Annotated in this window: 21 protein-coding genes and 1 pseudogene; 13 read left to right on the top strand and 9 right to left on the bottom strand. The window is 64.4% G+C overall.

Going from position 1 to position 15,601, the window contains the following annotated elements; translation table 11 throughout:
* Window positions 1-72 precede the first annotated feature (72 nt).
* The gene (locus OSH05_RS11960; RefSeq protein WP_104221476.1) at window positions 73-1,026 is read left to right on the top strand and encodes an aldo/keto reductase; all 954 of its coding nucleotides are present in this window, start codon (window positions 73-75) and stop codon (window positions 1,024-1,026) included.
* 3 nt (window positions 1,027-1,029) lie between these two features.
* On the opposite strand, the gene OSH05_RS11955 is transcribed toward OSH05_RS11960, so the two are convergent.
* Window positions 1,030-1,797: a class I SAM-dependent methyltransferase gene (locus OSH05_RS11955; protein WP_266352275.1), complete on the bottom strand. Its 768-nt coding sequence runs from the start codon at window positions 1,795-1,797 to the stop codon at window positions 1,030-1,032.
* 111 nt (window positions 1,798-1,908) lie between these two features.
* Between OSH05_RS11955 and gloB the strand changes: the two genes are divergently transcribed.
* From gloB to leuC, 6 genes and pseudogenes are all read left to right on the top strand, one after another.
* A complete protein-coding gene (gloB, locus tag OSH05_RS11950) occupies window positions 1,909-2,682 on the top strand; it encodes a hydroxyacylglutathione hydrolase (RefSeq protein WP_104221485.1) in 774 nt (257 codons plus the stop codon).
* Window positions 2,679-3,107, top strand: coding sequence for a cupin domain-containing protein (locus OSH05_RS11945; RefSeq protein ID WP_104221478.1), 429 nt, complete (start codon window positions 2,679-2,681; stop codon window positions 3,105-3,107). Before gloB ends, OSH05_RS11945 begins: the two co-directional genes overlap by 4 nt.
* A 135-nt stretch (window positions 3,108-3,242) precedes the next feature.
* Window positions 3,243-3,617 (top strand): annotated as a pseudogene (gene rplS, locus OSH05_RS11940) (50S ribosomal protein L19); the annotation flags it as partial.
* A 105-nt stretch (window positions 3,618-3,722) separates the two neighbouring features.
* Window positions 3,723-4,538 carry a class I SAM-dependent methyltransferase gene (locus OSH05_RS11935; RefSeq protein WP_104221480.1) on the top strand — a complete coding sequence of 272 codons (816 nt, stop codon included), beginning with the start codon at window positions 3,723-3,725 and terminating at the stop codon, window positions 4,536-4,538.
* Between the two features lie 73 nt (window positions 4,539-4,611).
* Complete coding sequence (locus OSH05_RS11930; protein ID WP_165801746.1) at window positions 4,612-4,749, top strand: hypothetical protein; 138 nt, start codon at window positions 4,612-4,614, stop codon at window positions 4,747-4,749.
* Window positions 4,750-4,807: 58 nt separating this feature from the next.
* On the top strand, window positions 4,808-6,223 hold the full coding sequence (gene leuC / locus OSH05_RS11925) for a 3-isopropylmalate dehydratase large subunit (protein ID WP_104221481.1): 1,416 nt from the start codon (window positions 4,808-4,810) through the stop codon (window positions 6,221-6,223).
* 47 nt (window positions 6,224-6,270) lie between these two features.
* On the opposite strand, the gene OSH05_RS11920 is transcribed toward leuC, so the two are convergent.
* Window positions 6,271-6,549 (bottom strand): hypothetical protein, encoded by a 279-nt coding sequence (locus tag OSH05_RS11920; protein ID WP_104221482.1) that lies wholly within the window; start codon window positions 6,547-6,549, stop codon window positions 6,271-6,273.
* Window positions 6,550-6,681: 132 nt separating this feature from the next.
* On the opposite strand from OSH05_RS11920, the gene OSH05_RS11915 reads away from it, so the two are divergent.
* Both OSH05_RS11915 and leuD read left to right on the top strand, forming a co-directional pair.
* Window positions 6,682-7,095, top strand: coding sequence for a metallopeptidase family protein (locus tag OSH05_RS11915; protein ID WP_104221483.1), 414 nt, complete (start codon window positions 6,682-6,684; stop codon window positions 7,093-7,095).
* Between the two features lie 92 nt (window positions 7,096-7,187).
* Window positions 7,188-7,793, top strand: coding sequence for a 3-isopropylmalate dehydratase small subunit (gene leuD, locus OSH05_RS11910; protein WP_104221484.1), 606 nt, complete (start codon window positions 7,188-7,190; stop codon window positions 7,791-7,793).
* Window positions 7,794-7,902: 109 nt separating this feature from the next.
* On the opposite strand, the gene OSH05_RS11905 is transcribed toward leuD, so the two are convergent.
* The 4 genes from OSH05_RS11905 to OSH05_RS11890 all read right to left on the bottom strand — a co-directional run bounded on the left by OSH05_RS11905 (window position 7,903) and on the right by OSH05_RS11890 (window position 10,211).
* Complete coding sequence (locus tag OSH05_RS11905) at window positions 7,903-8,178, bottom strand: hypothetical protein (protein WP_266352271.1); 276 nt, start codon at window positions 8,176-8,178, stop codon at window positions 7,903-7,905.
* A 117-nt stretch (window positions 8,179-8,295) separates the two neighbouring features.
* Entirely contained in the window at window positions 8,296-8,571 is a 276-nt protein-coding gene (locus tag OSH05_RS11900; protein WP_266352268.1) for a DUF2147 domain-containing protein, read from the bottom strand.
* A 114-nt stretch (window positions 8,572-8,685) separates the two neighbouring features.
* Complete coding sequence (locus OSH05_RS11895; protein ID WP_266352266.1) at window positions 8,686-8,961, bottom strand: hypothetical protein; 276 nt, start codon at window positions 8,959-8,961, stop codon at window positions 8,686-8,688.
* A 344-nt stretch (window positions 8,962-9,305) separates the two neighbouring features.
* Window positions 9,306-10,211 (bottom strand): HpcH/HpaI aldolase/citrate lyase family protein, encoded by a 906-nt coding sequence (locus OSH05_RS11890; RefSeq protein ID WP_104221608.1) that lies wholly within the window; start codon window positions 10,209-10,211, stop codon window positions 9,306-9,308.
* Window positions 10,212-10,303: 92 nt separating this feature from the next.
* Here OSH05_RS11890 and pdxY point away from each other — a divergent pair, with 92 nt between their 5' ends.
* The 4 genes from pdxY to OSH05_RS11870 all read left to right on the top strand — a co-directional run bounded on the left by pdxY (window position 10,304) and on the right by OSH05_RS11870 (window position 12,913).
* Window positions 10,304-11,149: a pyridoxal kinase gene (gene pdxY / locus OSH05_RS11885; protein WP_104221609.1), complete on the top strand. Its 846-nt coding sequence runs from the start codon at window positions 10,304-10,306 to the stop codon at window positions 11,147-11,149.
* Complete coding sequence (locus tag OSH05_RS11880; protein ID WP_104221610.1) at window positions 11,142-11,870, top strand: DUF429 domain-containing protein; 729 nt, start codon at window positions 11,142-11,144, stop codon at window positions 11,868-11,870. Before pdxY ends, OSH05_RS11880 begins: the two co-directional genes overlap by 8 nt.
* A gap of 82 nt (window positions 11,871-11,952) precedes the next feature.
* Window positions 11,953-12,366 (top strand): DUF3830 family protein, encoded by a 414-nt coding sequence (locus tag OSH05_RS11875; protein WP_104221611.1) that lies wholly within the window; start codon window positions 11,953-11,955, stop codon window positions 12,364-12,366.
* 37 nt (window positions 12,367-12,403) lie between these two features.
* Entirely contained in the window at window positions 12,404-12,913 is a 510-nt protein-coding gene (locus tag OSH05_RS11870) for a heme-degrading domain-containing protein (protein WP_104221612.1), read from the top strand.
* A gap of 63 nt (window positions 12,914-12,976) precedes the next feature.
* On the opposite strand, the gene OSH05_RS11865 is transcribed toward OSH05_RS11870, so the two are convergent.
* The 3 genes from OSH05_RS11865 to fdxA all read right to left on the bottom strand — a co-directional run bounded on the left by OSH05_RS11865 (window position 12,977) and on the right by fdxA (window position 15,489).
* Entirely contained in the window at window positions 12,977-13,843 is an 867-nt protein-coding gene (locus tag OSH05_RS11865) for an RNA polymerase factor sigma-32 (RefSeq protein ID WP_104221613.1), read from the bottom strand.
* 272 nt (window positions 13,844-14,115) lie between these two features.
* Window positions 14,116-14,721, bottom strand: coding sequence for a CarD family transcriptional regulator (locus OSH05_RS11860; RefSeq protein ID WP_104221614.1), 606 nt, complete (start codon window positions 14,719-14,721; stop codon window positions 14,116-14,118).
* Between the two features lie 429 nt (window positions 14,722-15,150).
* Window positions 15,151-15,489, bottom strand: a complete 339-nt coding sequence (gene fdxA / locus OSH05_RS11855; protein ID WP_104221617.1) for a ferredoxin FdxA — start codon at window positions 15,487-15,489, stop codon at window positions 15,151-15,153.
* Window positions 15,490-15,601: the final 112 nt, after the last annotated feature.

The following is a 15,601-nucleotide window of genomic DNA, read 5'->3' as shown; positions in this document are numbered from 1 at the left end:
GCATCCCTTATCGATGGGTGGCGTTCGGCTTGTCGATCGGCAAGCCAGGACGCCTGGCAGGAGGAAGACCACGTGAAGAAGCGCGCGCTTGGACGGACCGGCATCGACATCGCCCCGCTGGTCCTGGGAACCAATGTTTTCGGGTGGACCGCCGACGAGCCGACCGCCTTCCGCCTGCTCGACGCCTTCATCGATCATGGCTTCAATGCGATCGACACGGCCGATGTCTATTCGTCCTGGGCGCCCGGCAACAAGGGCGGTGAATCCGAGACCATCATCGGCAATTGGCTCAAGGCGAGGCCAGGCATCCGCGACAAGGTTGTGGTCATGACCAAAGTCGGCTCCGACCTTGGTCAACCCGGCAAGAAGGGCCTCTCGGAGCGATGGATTCTGCAGGCTGCCGAGGAATCGCTCGCCCGGTTCGGCATCGACCGGATCGACGTCTATTTCTCCCATTGGCCGGACGCCGCGACGCCCTATGAGGAAACGCTCCGCGCCTATGAGAAGCTGATCGCGGCCGGCAAGGTCCGGTCGATCGGCGCTTCGAACCTCGACGCGGCGCAACTTGCCGAAGCGCTCGACGTCGCCGGGCGCAACGGCTTGCCGCGCTACGACGTGCTGCAGCCGGAATATAATCTCTTCGCCCGCTCGGGCTTCGAAGGCACGCTGCAGGACCTCTGCCTTTCCGCGGAAATCGGCGTCGTCACGTACTACAGCCTCGCCTCCGGCTTCCTGACCGGCAAATACCGATCGGAAGCCGATCTCGGCCAGAGCCCACGCGGCGGCGGCATAGCGTCCTACATGAACGATCGAGGCTTCGCGATTCTGGCCACTCTCGACGAGGTCGCCGCCGCACATCATGCGAACGCCACGGAGATCGCCCTCGCATGGTTGATGGCCAGGCCCGGCGTCACGGCTCCGATCGCCAGCGCCACGAGCGTGGCGCAATTGCAGAATTTTGCCAAAGCCGCAGAATTGACGCTGACCAGCGAGCAGATCGCCCGCCTCGACGCCACGGGCCCGTAGGGATCACCGCGTCCGCCGCAATTGTCCGGCGCCGCTTCCCGCCGGGATCAGCGCCGGCTTCAGCGCGACCTTGCGGCTGGTGCGGCGCGCCGGCAGCCCCTGATAGACGAGCTTGGTCGCCTCGACGATGAGGACACCGGGAAAAGCCGGCCAAAGCAGGCGGCCGACCCGGTCCCAATTGCGGCCGCTGCGCAGGAAGAGGCGGCTCTTCAGCGGCGGCCCGAACAGCGCGCCCGACCAGGCGATCTCGCTGAACAGGGTCTCGCGCAGCAGGCTGGAAATCTGGCTGCGGCTGAACGGGCGGCCATAGCCGAAGGGAGTACGCTCGACGCGGGCCCATATGCCGCGCCGGTTCGGCACGACGATGATCAGCCGGCCGCCAGGGCACAGGACGCGCCAGAGCTCTTTCAATAGATCCCGCACATTCGCCGTCGTCTCCAGGCAATGTACGGCGAGGATGCGATCGACCGAAGCGTCGCTGAGCGGAAGCGTATCCTCATGCACCAGGGCTGCGAGATTGCCGCCGTCCGCGGACCAGTTCATCACACCCTGCGCTGCCGGCATGAAGGCGAGGACGCGCTCGGACCCTCCCGCAAAGGCAGAGAGGAACGGCGTCGCATAGCCGATGCCGACGACGCGGTCGCTATTGGTCGACGGCCACAGCGCGCCGATCCGCGCCGCGATCAGGCCCTGCGCCACCGTGCCGATCCGCTCGGCATAGAAGCTGCGCAGATCCACCACGTCGGGCGAGATCGTATGCCCTTCCTCCAAAGCTGAAGCCTCCCCTGTCGATCCGTCGCCGCTGATGGTAGGAAACGCCAGCGGGAAGCGCCAGCGTCGGTCGCACATTCCCGAAACGACATTCCAATGCCGGAGCTGGCCATGGCCCTCGACATCTTCCTGTTCCCCTGCCTGTCCGACAATTACGGCGTGCTGGTCCATGATCCGGTCAGCGGCAGGACCGCTTCCATCGACGTGCCGGACGCCAAGGCAGTTCTGGACGCCCTGCAGGCGAAGGGCTGGCGGCTGACCGACATCTTCACCACCCATCACCATGTCGATCATGTGCAGGGCAATCTGGAGCTGAAGGCCGCGACCGGCGCGGTCATCACCGGCCCGGCGCGCGAGGCCGACAAGATCCCCGGCATCGACCGCACCGTGCGCGAGGGCGACGTCATCGATTTCGCCGGTCACCCTGTAGAGATCTTCGAGACGCCCGGCCATACGCTCGGCCATATCGTCTATTACTTCCCGCAGGACGAGGTTGCCTTCGTCGCCGACACGCTGTTCGCGCTCGGCTGCGGCCGCGTCTTCGAGGGCACGCTTGAGGAAATGTGGCGCTCGGTCGAGAAGGTCGGCGCGCTGCCTGCCGACACGAAGCTCTATGTTGGTCACGAATATACCGAATCGAACTGGCGCTTCGCGATGACCGTCGATCCGACCAACCAGGCTCTGATCGCGCGCGGCGAGGTAATCCGCCAGCTCAGGGCCGAGAGCAAGCCGACGGTACCGACCAATGTCGCGATCGAGCGGGCGACCAACCCCTATCTGCGCGCCGCGACGGCGGAATTGCGCCAGTCGATGAACCTTCCGAACGGAACGCCGGCCGAGGTCTTCGCCGCGATCCGGACGGCCAAGGACAATTTCAAGGGATGAGCGAAACGCCCACCGCCGAGGCGATCATCGCCCTGCTCGGCCTCGAACCACATCCCGAAGGCGGGTTCTATCGTCAGACTTTCGCGGATGGGGCACAGGCCGGACGGCCGGCTTCCACCGCGATCTATTTCCTTCTGAAGGCCGGAACGCGGTCGCACTGGCATCGGATCGATGCCGTCGAAATCTGGCACTTCTATGCAGGCGCGCCGCTGCGCCTCGACATCGCGCCGGATGGCGGGCCGATCGAGACGATCCGCCTCGGACCCGATCTTTTCGCCGGCGAGCGGCCGCAGGGCGTCGTGCCGCCGTTCCGCTGGCAATCGGCCGAAAGCCTCGGCGACTGGACGCTGGTCGGCTGCACGGTCGCGCCCGGGTTCCGCTTCGAGAATTTCGAGCTCGCCCCGCCGGATTGGTCCCCGGCCTGAACCCGGACCATGGACTTTCGGCGGCATATCCTCTATATGCGCGCCACCACGCGGCACCAGATCGCGGGAAACAACTGAAAACAGCGCACCGAAACGCTGGCGTCGCAAGGCGCCGATCGGCAGGAGTTTGAGATCATGACCAATATCATCGACCAGCTCAACAAAGAGCAGATCGACAAGATTACCGCCCTTCGCGCCGTTCCGGCCTTCGCGCCGGGCGACACCGTCAAGGTGAACGTCAAGGTCGTCGAAGGTACCCGCACCCGCGTGCAGGCCTATGAGGGCGTGGTGATCGCCCGTTCCGGCGGTGGCCTGAACGAGAATTTCACCGTCCGCAAGATTTCCTATGGCGAGGGCGTCGAGCGCGTCTTCCCGGTCTACTCGCCGCTGATCGACTCGATCGACGTCGTGCGCCGCGGCAAGGTCCGTCGCGCCAAGCTCTATTACCTGCGCGATCGCCGCGGCAAGTCCGCCCGCATCGTCGAGAAGACAGAGCCGCGCAAGGAAAAGGCCAAGGTCTGAGCCCAGCGGGCCATGGCCTGAGGCATCCGCCTTCGGCACTTCGCGACGAATGGAAGGCGGGTCTGCGATCCGCCTTTTTCTTTGGGGGACCCGATGGACGCCTTCAAGCGAAGCAATCGCGAGAACTGGAACGAGCGCGCCGATGTCCACGTGCTCGACCGCACGGGCTTCTATGCCGTCGATGCCTTTCTCGCCGGAAGCGATGTTCTCTATCCAATCGAGAGCCGCGAGATCGGCGACATTTCCGGCCTGAAGCTCGCCCATTTCCAGTGCCATATTGGCATCGACACGCTCTGCCTTGCCCGCCGCGGCGCCATCGCGACCGGCCTCGACTTCTCGCCGCGCGCGATCGAGCATGCACGGGAATTGTCGCAGCGCTCCGGCATCGCGGCCGATTTCGTCGAGGGCGAGGTCTATGACGCACCCGAGCATATCGGCACCGGCTTCGACATGGTGTTCACCAGTTGGGGCACCATCACCTGGCTCGACGACATCAACGCCTGGGCCCGCGCCATTGCCGGCGTCCTGAAGCCCGGCGGCCGGCTCTATTTCGCCGATAGCCATCCCGGCATCATGAATCACGAGCAGATCGGCGACGTCATCCGCCCGCATTATGACTGGCGCTCGCTTCGCGAGCGGCCGGAACGCTTCGACGCGCCGACGACCTATACAGGCGACGACACGCCTCTCAAGGTCGCCCATACCTTTGAATGGATGCGCGGCGTCTCGGACGTCGTCGGCTCGCTGCTCAAGGCTGGCATGCGGCTCGATTTCCTGCGCGAGCACGAGCAACTGCCCTTCAAGCTCTTTCCGATGATGATCGATGCGGGCGAGCGCATGTTCGCCCTGCCGGCTGGTATTCCGCGCATGCCGCTGGCGTTGTCGCTGCAGGCGACCCGCAAGGATTGAGGATATCGCGATCGCGTGAGGCGTGATCGCAGAGCATTGTTCTGCGCTTGGCGGACTGCTATTTAGAACCGTTATGAAGCTGATCGCGCAACCAGCCGAGATCTGTCCGACCACCGCCAACTTCGCGGCGCTGGATGATCATGCGCGCCTGCCGTGGCGGTTCTTCGCGCGCCTGCAGGCGACGGAAGATCGTGGATCCGGCCGACTTTGACGGGGCGCTGGCCCCTCGAACTCCGCCTTTTCGCTCCCTTATCTTCTGGAATGACATCATGACCAACCCGGCCAAACCGCGCACCGTCTACGACAAGATCTGGGATGACCACGTCATCGAGCAGACGCCCGATGGCACCGCCATCCTCTATGTCGACCGCCATCTCGTGCATGAAGTGACCAGCCCGCAGGCCTTCGAGGGCCTCCGCGTCGCGGGCCGCAGGGTGCACCAGCCGGGCAAGACGCTCGCCGTGGTCGACCACAACGTGCCGACGACCGATCGCTCGCACGGCATTGAAAATCCGGAATCGGCGCTGCAGGTCGCGACCTTGGCCGAGAACGCCGCCGATTTCGGCGTCGAATATTACTCAGAGCTCGATCACCGCCAAGGCATCGTCCACATCGTCGGCCCCGAGCAGGGTTTCACCCTCCCCGGCATGACGATCGTCTGCGGCGACAGCCATACCTCGACGCATGGCGCCTTCGGTGCGCTCGCCCATGGCATCGGCACCTCGGAGGTCGAGCATGTGCTCGCCACGCAGACGCTGATCCAGAAGAAGGCGAAGAACATGCGGATCACCGTCGACGGCAAGCGGCCGGACGGCGTCACCGCCAAGGATATCATCCTCGCCATCATCGGCGAGATCGGCACGGCCGGCGGCACCGGCCATGTCATGGAATATGCCGGCGAGGCGATCCGCGACCTTTCCATGGAAGGCCGCATGACGGTCTGCAACATGTCGATCGAGGGTGGCGCCAGAGCCGGCCTGATCGCGCCGGACGAGAAGACCTTCGCCTATATCAAGGGCCGGCCGAAGGCGCCGACGGGCGCGACCTGGGATGCCGCGCTGCGCTATTGGGAGAAGCTCGTTTCCGACGAGGGCGCCCATTTCGACACCGAGATCCGCCTCGACGCGGCCAAGCTGCCCCCCATCGTTACCTGGGGCTCCTCGCCGGAGGACGTCGTCTCGATCACCGGCGTCGTGCCGAACCCGGACGAGATCGCCGACGAGAACAAGCGCTCTTCGAAGTGGCGTGCGCTTGACTATATGGGCCTGAAGCCGGGAACCCGCATGGTCGATATCCCGATCGAGCGGGTCTTCATCGGTTCCTGCACCAATGGCCGTATCGAAGATCTGCGCGCGGCTGCCTCCATGATCGGCGACAAGCGGGTGCGCGAGGGCGTCAGCGCCATGGTGGTGCCGGGCTCCGGTCTCGTGAAGGAACAGGCAGAAGCCGAAGGTCTCGACGCAATCTTCAAGGCGGCCGGCTTCGAATGGCGCGAGCCGGGCTGCTCGATGTGCCTGGCCATGAATGACGACCGGCTGAAACCGCATGAACGCTGCGCCTCGACCTCGAACCGCAATTTCGAGGGCCGGCAGGGCTTCAAGGGCCGCACCCATCTCGTCTCGCCGCAAATGGCGGCGGCGGCGGCGATCGCCGGCCATTTCGTCGACATTCGCGACTGGCGCTGACCCAGTCCGGCGGCCGGGCCAGCATTAAGCCGACCCGGCCGGTGGGCTTACCAGTGGCGCGGCGGCGCGACGAAGCAACGCTCGCCGACAGCGACGGTCTTCCAGCGGAAGCCATAGGGTCCATGGACCTTGATCTTGCGGAAGATCGGCTTGCAGATCTTGCGCGGATGATGCCAGCCGGGACCGCGCGGGCCGTCGTGCCAGCCGCCATTATAGCCGGGGCCGCCATGATAGGGCTGCGCCGAGGCGGTTCCGGTGGTGACGCCGAAGGTGCCTGCAGTGATCGCGAGGGTGGCGGCGAGAGCAAGGAGGGTCGGTTTCATCATGGTTTCGTTTCCTTCTTTCACGCCGAAGCCAATCGGCTTCGTCTGGGAGCCATATGATCACCCAACGCATGAACCCCGCCTGAGGTTCACGTTCATCGACCGTTCAACTTCAAGCGACAGGCGGAGGCTGGGATGAAGGGCGACGATCTGCGCTCACTGAAGGCCCCCTCGCTCGATGATTTCGAGCGGCTCGGCCGCGAAGCGCTCGCCTCGCTGCCGGAGGCATTTCGCCGCCTCATCGGCGACATCGAGATTCGCGTCGACGAATTCCCGACCGAGGAAGTCCTCGAAAGCCTCGGTATCGAATCCGAGTTCGACCTGATGGGCCTCTTCCACGGCGTCGGCCTCGCCCACGCCTCGGCGGTTGGCTACACCGGCTCGATGCCGAACCGGATCTGGCTCTATCGCCGCCCGATCCTGGACTATTGGGCCGAACACGACGAAACGCTCGACGCGGTGATCAGCCATGTGCTGATCCACGAAATCGGCCACCATTTCGGCCTCTCCGACGACGACATGGAAGCCATCGAAGAAGCCACGGACTGACCGCGCGGACCGCAACGCGCGGGATCATTGAACGATACCGGGTTTCGGCGCATCAATCGGCGTCCGGCCCGCCAGCTGAAGAGGCAAGTTTCATGGAAAAGTTTACGACAATGACCGGGATCGCGGCGCCGTTGCCCCTGATCAATATCGACACGGACATGATCATCCCGAAGGACTATCTGAAGACGATCAAGCGCACCGGCCTCGGCAAGGGCCTCTTCGCCGAAATGCGCTATCTCGACGATGGCAGCGAGAACCCGGATTTTGTGCTCAACAAGCCGGCCTATCGCGACGCGACCATTCTCGTTGCCGGCGACAATTTCGGCTGCGGCTCCTCACGCGAACATGCGCCCTGGGCGCTGCTGGACCACGGCATACGCTGCGTGATCTCCACGTCCTTCGCGGACATCTTTTATAATAACTGCTTCAACAACGGCATCCTGCCGATCCGCGTATCGAAGGAAGACCTCGACAATCTGTTCGACGACGCCGATCGCGGCGCCAATTCGCGCATCACGGTCGATCTGGCGGCGCAGGAAATCCGCGGGCCGGATGGAGGCGTGGTCCATTTCGACATCGATTCCGAGCGCAAGGAGAAGCTCCTCAGCGGTCTCGACGATATCGGCACCACGATGGTCAAGGCGCCGGAAATCGCCCGTTTCGAGGAAGCCACCACGGCGGCGCGTCCCTGGGCCTGATCCGGGGTCGCGACATCCGGCTGTCGGACACAGAAAAACGCCGCTCGGCGGGGCATCCGGGCGGCGTTTTCGTTGATCGGCCTCAAAAAAACGGCCGATCCGCAGTGGCTTAGTTGGCGTCGCTGTTGTCAGCGCTGGCCGGATGCGGGTTGAAGGCGCCGACGCCCTGCGTGCCATTATAGGTCACGCCGACGGGCTGACCCGGAAGCAGGCCATAGAGAACCGAGCCATTGGCGAACTGGAAGCTCTGGCCCGACTGAAGAACGAGCGTGCCGGAGGCCGGGTCGGCCTTCTGGACGGTGCCTTCGATCTGGTCAGCGGCAAAGGCCGAGACGCCCGAAGCGAGGAAAGCGACCGAAGCCGCGGCGAGGATGAGCTTGCGCATGATAAAATTCCTTGAAGTCTTGTGACTGCCGGGACGGCGCGGATGGGACCGTTTGTGTCCGCGCGCCTGTCCCGCTTGACGAAGTCCCGGACGGACCTGCCGGCCGGTCAGCGGCTGCTAGTAAGCGTCGCTGTTATCGGCGCTGGCCGGATGCGGGTTGAAGGCACCGACGCCCTGCGTACCGTTATAGGATACGCCGACGGGCTGGCCCGGAAGCAGGCCATAGAGAACCGAGCCATTGGCGAACTGGAAGCTCTGGCCCGACTGAAGAACCAGCGTGCCGGAGGCCGGGTCGGCCTTCTGGACGGTGCCTTCGATCTGGTCAGCGGCAAAGGCCGAGACGCCCGAAGCGAGGAAAGCGACCGAGGCCGCGGCGAAGATGAGCTTGCGCATAGTTGAATTCCTTGAATGTAGGTGACTTGGGGACGACGTCGTGCGGATCGACGGTTCGGTTCCGCGCGCCGTCCCATGGGTGCGGGCCTGAAGGGCCCGCCGGATGGCAGCGGCTTAGTTGGCGTCGCTGTTGTCGGCGCTGGCCGGATGCGGATTGAAAGCGCCAACGCCCTGCGTGCCATTATAGGTCACGCCGACCGGCTGACCGGGAAGCAGGCCGTAGAGCACCGAGCCATTGGCGAACTGGAAGCTCTGGCCCGACTGAAGAACGAGCGTGCCGGAGGCCGGGTCGGCCTTCTGAACGGTGCCTTCGATCTGGTCAGCGGCGAAAGCCGAGGCGCCCGAAGCGAGGAAGGCGAGCGAGGCGGCGGCGAGAATGAGCTTGCGCATAATGCAACTCCTAGATTTCAGCGACCGGGACGACGTCGGCTCGGACCGATTGTTTTGCATCCGAGTGTCCGTCTCCGGTGACGCTGATATGGAACCCTGCAGCCGCCAGCTCAATTCACAGAAATGTCAAAGCACCGCCTATTGAAACATGTGACTGATTGGTAATTGCGTCAGAATGAGTTAAGTTAGTACTTTATACCTAAAAATGGCTATATATAGGAATGAAATTCCGAATTGAGTGCCTACTGTTCACCAAACCGCATGGCTGCGTTCACAAAATAGCGATCCTCATTATAAGCTGATACAATAATTATCCTGCCTTTCGATCTTGCGCATGCTGGTCCTCAGGACTTGCGACGCGCTTTTGTCCGCGAATCGATCACGGCGGCGAACGAGAGGGTCCTCGCGGCGAGTTCGCCATGCAGCCTCTCGACCATCTTGCCACCCACCGTGAGCACGCCGCGACCGGCATTCTCCGGATCCGCGAAGGCATCGACGATCTGCCGGGCATCAGAAATTTCAGAAGCCGTCGGCGAGAAGGCGTCATTCGCCGGGGCGATCTGGGAAGGATGGATCACCGTCTTGCCGTCAAAGCCGCAATCGCGCGCCATGGCGCACTCCTCGGTAAAGCCGGCCATATCGGCCAGATCCGTATAGACCCCGTCGAGTATGGCGAGACCCGCGACCCGCGCCGCGGCCAGCGTGCTCATCATCCAGGGCAGCATCGGCCCCCGGCCCCGGATCTGGCGCGTGCCCGTCTCCTGCGACAGATCGTTGAGCCCGAGCACCAGCGCCTCTAGCCGCGGTTCGCCGGCGGCGGCCGCCACGATCGCCAGCGGATCGAGCACGGCGCGCGGCGTCTCGATCATCGCCCAGAGGCGCGTCCGCTCGGGGACGCCGCCCAGATCGACGATGCAAGCGCGCAGCCGCTCGATATCCGCGGCGACGGAGACCTTCGGCAGCAGGATGGCGTCGGGCGCTGCGCGGACGATCGCTGCCAGATCGTCGCGGCCGAAAGGCGTGCTCAGCCCGTTGATCCGCACCACCCATTCCGGCGCCCCCGGCTGGCCGACCCACTCACCGAGCCGCGAGGCAACGCGCGCCCGCGCCTCGGACTTCGCCTCCGGCGCGACCGCATCTTCAAGATCGAGGATCACGACATCGGCGTCGAGTCCCGTGGCCTTGTCCAGCGCGCGCGGGTTCGATCCGGGAACATAGAGCGCAGTACGACGCGGAATGGCGGACTTCATGGGATACTCCGGCATCTGGGAACTGCGATCATAAGGGCTGCGGCGGATGTCATGCGAATCGGCTAGCTTCGCCTCGCCCTCCGGAGCCGACCATGCCGCTTTCCTCGAAGCCCGCCATCCTCGTCGCCACCAGCACGGTCGTCCGTGGCTCGGTCGGTGGCCGCGCCGCCGTCTTCGCCTTGGAGCGGCTCGGCTTCCCGGTCTGGTCGATCCAGACCGTCACCCTCCCCTGGCATCCCGGCCAGGGCCGCGCCAGTCGTGTCATCCCGGATGAGGCCGCGTTCGCGACGCTGATCGACGATCTTGTCGCCTCGCCCCGCCTCGGCGAGATCGGCGGTATCCTGACCGGATATCTGGGCGCGGCGAGCCAGGCCGCCGCCCTCGTGCGGCTGATCGATGCGGTCAAGGCCGCACGGCCCGACGCCCTCTACCTTTGTGATCCGGTGATGGGCGACAATGGCGCGCTCTATGTGCCGCAGGCGACGGCGGAGGCCATCCGCGACCAGCTGGCTCCCCGCGCCGACATCCTGACGCCGAACCGGACGGAGCTCGCCTTTTTGACCGGACGATCGCTGGAACAGCGGGAGGCGCTGATCGAAGCGGCCCGCGCGCTCCACCGTCCCACGATTGCCGTGACCTCGGCGGCGTCCGAGGCCGATGCGACGGAGACGCTGCTGATCTCGGACCAGGCGCTGGTCGCCGCCCATCACGCGCGGATCGAAGGCGCCGTCCCGAAAGGTGCCGGCGACCTCTTCGCCGCCCTGCTGCTGGGCCGACTCCTCGGAGGCAATAGCGACAGGGAGGCGCTTCGCCTGGCGACGGGTGGCGTGCTGGCGGCGCTGGAAGCCGCGCAGAGGCTCGGCACCGACGAATTGCCGCTCGCGGCGATGCAGGATGAACTGGTGACGCCTCGCGGCACTGTGACGATCCATGGCTGAGACCGGCCATGTGGCCGGCGTCGATGGCTGCAAGGGCGGCTGGATCGCCGTCATCGTGCCCGAGACTGGCCCGCCGGAGGCGATCGTCCTCGTCACGGCGCGCTTCGCCGATATTCTCGACCACTGGCTGCGACCACAGATCGTCGCCGTCGATATGCCGATCGGCCTGCCCGACTTCATTGGCCCGAACGGACGCGGCCCGGAGAAGGCGGTGCGCAGGCACCTCGGCGCGCGGCAATCTTCCGTCTTCGCGGTCCCATCGCGAGCATCGGTGTTCACGTCCGACTACCGCGAGGCCTGCTCGGTCGCGGCGGCGAGTTCAAGCCCGCCCCGCAAGGTTTCCCGCCAATGCTACGGCCTCTTCCCGAAAATTCGCGAGATCGACGCCCTGATGACGCCGGCGCTCGAGCAGCGCGTCTTCGAGGTCCATCCCGAACTTGCCTTCTGGCGCCTGAACGGCGAGCAGCCGATGAGCCTGCCGAAGACCATACGGAGCGAAACGTCCTGGCCCGGCGTCGAGCAACGGCGCCGCCTGCTGGAAGCCCGCGGCTTCGATCCCGCGTTCCTGGCCGCCATCCCGCGCGGCGCGGCCCCTGACGATCTGGTGGATGCGGCGGCGAGCGCCTGGATCGCCCGTCGGATCCGCTCCGGCGAGGCCCGCTCCTTCCCCGAGGAGCCTGAGCGTGACGGACGCGGCCTGCGAATGGCCATCTGGGCCTGATGGAGCCTTGACCTCGCAGCGCCGGCCCAACAATGTGCCGATATCGAGATCCCCCCGCGCCCGACAGGACAAGCGACACGCAATGAGCAAGCTGAAGATCACCGCCGGCCCTTTCACCTTCTACGGCAAGTTCGAGGAAGAGGCGGCGCCGAAGACGGTGGCGAAGTTCAAGACGCTTTTGCCCTACAAGGAGAAGCTGATCCATGTGCGGTGGAGCGGCGAAGGCTGCTGGATCCCGCTGGGCGAGCTCGATCTCGGCCTGTCTTATGAGAACCACACCAGCCACCCGGCCCCCGGCGAGTTCATTCTCTATCCGGGCGGCATCAGCGAGACGGAGATCCTGCTCGCCTATGGTGGCGTCGATTTCGCCTCCAAGGTCGGCCAGCTCGCCGGGAACCATTTCATTACGATCACCGAAGGCCGCGAGAATCTGGCGGCGCTCGGCAAGATGACGCTGTGGCAGGGTGCGCAGGACATCGTGATCGAATGGGCCTGAGGCGCGTAGCGATCCGGCAATCCGATTGGGGGATGCGATGAGCGACGACGAAGCCTTGCTGCAGGACTTGCTCGACCAGGAAAAGCGGTTCGTCTTCGACCGCTTCGACAATGACATGGCGATCGCGCTCGGGACGAAGATCATCGCGCGGGCGCGCCAGGACGGGCTCGCCGTCGCCGTCGATGTCTCGCGCGGCGAACAGCGCCTTTTCTACGCCGCGCTCGCCGGTACCTCGGCTGACAATGAGTTCTGGGTGGCCGGCAAGAACGCCGTGGTACGGCGCTTCGGCCATTCGTCCTTCTATGTCGGCCAACGCGCCCGCGTCCGCGGCGTCGACTTTGCCACGAGCCAGTTGGTGGATGGACGCGACTTCCGCGCCCATGGCGGAGCCTTCCCGATCATCGTCCGCGGGGTCGGCGTCGTCGGTACCGCCACCGTCTCCGGACTGCCGCAGGCCGAGGATCACAAGCTGGTCGTGACCGTGATCGAGGAATTCCTCGCCGAACTCGGCACCGGCGAGGCCCGCGCCGAAGTCTGGACTGCGTAATACTGCCAAGAGCTTCCGCGTTTCGCAGAAACGCGGAAGCTGGGACTGCCCTCGGGCTGCGGCTCAAGCGTTCGGGCGCTGCTCGGGATGATCGCGCATCAGCGCGACCTTGAGCTTCTCCATCGCCCGGTTCTCGATCTGGCGCACCCGCTCCTTGGAGATGCCAAGCTGCTCGCCGAGCGCCTCCAGCGTCGCGCCCTCGTCCTGCAGCCGCCGTTCCTTGAGAATGCGAGCCTCGCGCGGCGACAGCGTCGCCATGGCCTCCCGCAGCCAGCCCGACCAGCGCGCCGTATCGATCTCGTCGCTGACGATCTCGTCCTGGAGCGGCCCATTGTCGACCAGGAAATCCTGCCGGTCGGACGAACTCGACTCGCCGTCCTGCACCGGCGCGTTCAGCGAAAGATCTGATCCGGAGAGCCGCGCATCCATGAAGGCAACATCATCCGTGCTGACACCGATGGTCACCGCGATCTGCTGGTAGAGTTGGCGCGTTCCCAATCCCTCGCCATTGCGGGAGAGCTTGGCGCGCAGCCGGCGCAAATTGAAGAACAGCGCCTTCTGCGTCGAACTCGTGCCGCCACGCACGATCGACCAGTTGCGCAAGATGTAGTCCTGGATCGATGCGCGGATCCACCAGGTCGCGTAGGTCGAAAAGCGGATGTCACGCTCCGGCTCGAACCGCGCGGCGGCTTCGAGCAGCCCGACATTGCCTTCCTGGATCAGGTCGGGCATTGGCAAGCCGTAATGGCGAAAGCGTGCCGCCATGGCGATCACCAGCCGCATATGCGACGCCGCGAGCTGATGCAGCGCCCCGGAGTCACGCTCGGCGCGCCAGCGCGTCGCGAGATCCTTCTCCTCGTCCCGTTCCAGATAAGGCGCCTGCATCGCCGTTCTGACGAAGCTGCGTCCCGATATTGCCGCTGTACCCATGATGGCCACTCCCCGTTCGTCGATGCGATCTAGACGCCCCGGATACGAACGAGCCTATGCTTCCGTTTCAGAAACGGGACACAAATTGCCGTGATAGTAAGGCGAGCGAATTGTGAATGAAGCTCATCGACGGAAAAGATGGGTTTCACCATGCACATCGTCGGGACCGCCGTTCAGGGTGACGGCGACAGCAAAACGCCCGAACCAGAGGTCCGGGCGTTGATCACTATGGGCGCAGCAGGAGGGGCTGCGTCAAAATTGCACAGGAGAGGCTAGGCTGCCTCGTCATGCGTCTCGTCGTCCTCGGCGGTCTCGCCCTCGACGACAGCGACCGACTCTTCCTCGCCCTTGGCGCCACGGCGGGGGCTCTTGGCGAGGTTCTGCTCGATCTGGCGAATGGCCTCGGTTTCCGAGATCTCGCTGACTGCAGCGATCTCACGCGACATGCGGTCGAGTGCCGCCTCGTAAAGCTGGCGCTCGGAATAGGACTGCTCGGGTTGCGAATCCGAACGGAAGAGGTCACGAACAACTTCGGAGATCGCGATCAGATCGCCCGAATTGATCTTCGCCTCATATTCCTGGGCGCGGCGGCTCCACATGGTGCGCTTGACGCGCGCGCGGCCACGGATCGTCTCCAGCGCCTTCTTCACGATCGTCTCATCCGAAAGCTTGCGCATGCCGACGGCATTTGCTTTCGCGACAGGAACGCGAAGCTTCATCTTGTCCTTTTCGAACGCGATGACGAAGAGTTCGAGCTTGATGCCGGCCACTTCCTGTTCCTCGAGACCGACAATCTCGCCGACGCCATGCGCCGGATAGACGATTCTTTCGCCGGTCTTGAAATCGGAACGATGGGTGGTCTTCTTGATTACGGCCATACGCGTATAGACTCCCTTGCGGTTACGGTCCCGGTCGCCAAGCCGGAGGCCGGAATTCGGTAAAAACCCGTCCAAAGCATCGCTTTCGCGTTCCTGGCCGATGCCGAGGCAAAAAACCCCGGCGGCGAACCGGCCGGCCCGCGCATTTGCAACTTCAGCCGATGGGAAGACCGCTGCAGCCCGCAGAGATGGGGATGATCTGCCGAAAATCAATCAAACGCAGGACGACGGCGAACCCGAGGGTTGCACCGACACGTCAATCGTCTGAAAAAAGGGGGCTGATCACGAACCAAACACCAACACGGTGCGGCGATGCCGTAGAGCTTTTACCGACTGTGTTCGGTATATATCACAAAATACCCAAAAATCAAAGTCTTACCGCAGCCGCGCGTGGCGGCACGTCCATATGCGGTCTGCCGGAAGCGTTGATCAGTCGCCTTCGCCCGGCTTTTCCGAAAAGAGCGTCTCGAGTTTGTTGGCGACGCCGTCGAACTCGGCCGCATCGGCAGGCGGCTCCTTGCGGACGGTGATGTTGGGCCACTTCTCGGAATATTCGGCGTTGAGCTTCAGCCATTTCTCGAGCCCCGGCTCGGTATCCGGCTTGATGGCTTCGGCTGGGCATTCGGGCTCGCAGACGCCGCAGTCGATGCACTCGTCGGGATGAATGACGAGCATGTTGTCGCCCTCATAGAAGCAGTCCACCGGACATACTTCCACGCAATCCGTATACTTGCAGCGGATGCAGTTATCGGTCACGACATAGGGCAAATCAGCCTCCTGGAGCGGGGATTGCAGGTTCCCGGGCCGTGCGATGGGGTAAACGGTTTGGCCGTGGCGCGCAAGGATTCGAAGTTCGCCCGCGACGACCTGTCCGACATCG

The organism is Kaistia algarum (assembly GCF_026343945.1).
GTDB lineage: Bacteria > Pseudomonadota > Alphaproteobacteria > Rhizobiales > Kaistiaceae > Kaistia > Kaistia algarum.
Note: the sequence above shows the minus strand (reverse complement) of the source record. Positions and strands in the feature narration are given on the sequence as shown.

Coding starts and splice junctions, on each gene's coding strand:
- OSH05_RS11895 (WP_266352266.1), bottom strand. CDS start 8,961: ATGCGCAAGCTCATTCTCGCCGCCGCCTCGCTCGCCTTCCTCGCTTCG.
- OSH05_RS11875 (WP_104221611.1), top strand. CDS start 11,953: ATGAGCAAGCTGAAGATCACCGCCGGCCCTTTCACCTTCTACGGCAAG.
- OSH05_RS11930 (WP_165801746.1), top strand. CDS start 4,612: ATGAAGCTGATCGCGCAACCAGCCGAGATCTGTCCGACCACCGCCAAC.
- OSH05_RS11880 (WP_104221610.1), top strand. CDS start 11,142: ATGGCTGAGACCGGCCATGTGGCCGGCGTCGATGGCTGCAAGGGCGGC.
- OSH05_RS11935 (WP_104221480.1), top strand. CDS start 3,723: ATGGACGCCTTCAAGCGAAGCAATCGCGAGAACTGGAACGAGCGCGCC.
- OSH05_RS11900 (WP_266352268.1), bottom strand. CDS start 8,571: ATGCGCAAGCTCATCTTCGCCGCGGCCTCGGTCGCTTTCCTCGCTTCG.
- OSH05_RS11920 (WP_104221482.1), bottom strand. CDS start 6,549: ATGATGAAACCGACCCTCCTTGCTCTCGCCGCCACCCTCGCGATCACT.
- gloB (WP_104221485.1), top strand. CDS start 1,909: ATGGCCCTCGACATCTTCCTGTTCCCCTGCCTGTCCGACAATTACGGC.
- pdxY (WP_104221609.1), top strand. CDS start 10,304: ATGCCGCTTTCCTCGAAGCCCGCCATCCTCGTCGCCACCAGCACGGTC.
- OSH05_RS11905 (WP_266352271.1), bottom strand. CDS start 8,178: ATGCGCAAGCTCATCCTCGCCGCGGCTTCGGTCGCTTTCCTCGCTTCG.
- OSH05_RS11860 (WP_104221614.1), bottom strand. CDS start 14,721: ATGGCCGTAATCAAGAAGACCACCCATCGTTCCGATTTCAAGACCGGC.
- OSH05_RS11890 (WP_104221608.1), bottom strand. CDS start 10,211: ATGAAGTCCGCCATTCCGCGTCGTACTGCGCTCTATGTTCCCGGATCG.
- leuD (WP_104221484.1), top strand. CDS start 7,188: ATGGAAAAGTTTACGACAATGACCGGGATCGCGGCGCCGTTGCCCCTG.
- OSH05_RS11915 (WP_104221483.1), top strand. CDS start 6,682: ATGAAGGGCGACGATCTGCGCTCACTGAAGGCCCCCTCGCTCGATGAT.
- OSH05_RS11945 (WP_104221478.1), top strand. CDS start 2,679: ATGAGCGAAACGCCCACCGCCGAGGCGATCATCGCCCTGCTCGGCCTC.
- leuC (WP_104221481.1), top strand. CDS start 4,808: ATGACCAACCCGGCCAAACCGCGCACCGTCTACGACAAGATCTGGGAT.
- OSH05_RS11870 (WP_104221612.1), top strand. CDS start 12,404: ATGAGCGACGACGAAGCCTTGCTGCAGGACTTGCTCGACCAGGAAAAG.
- OSH05_RS11865 (WP_104221613.1), bottom strand. CDS start 13,843: ATGGGTACAGCGGCAATATCGGGACGCAGCTTCGTCAGAACGGCGATG.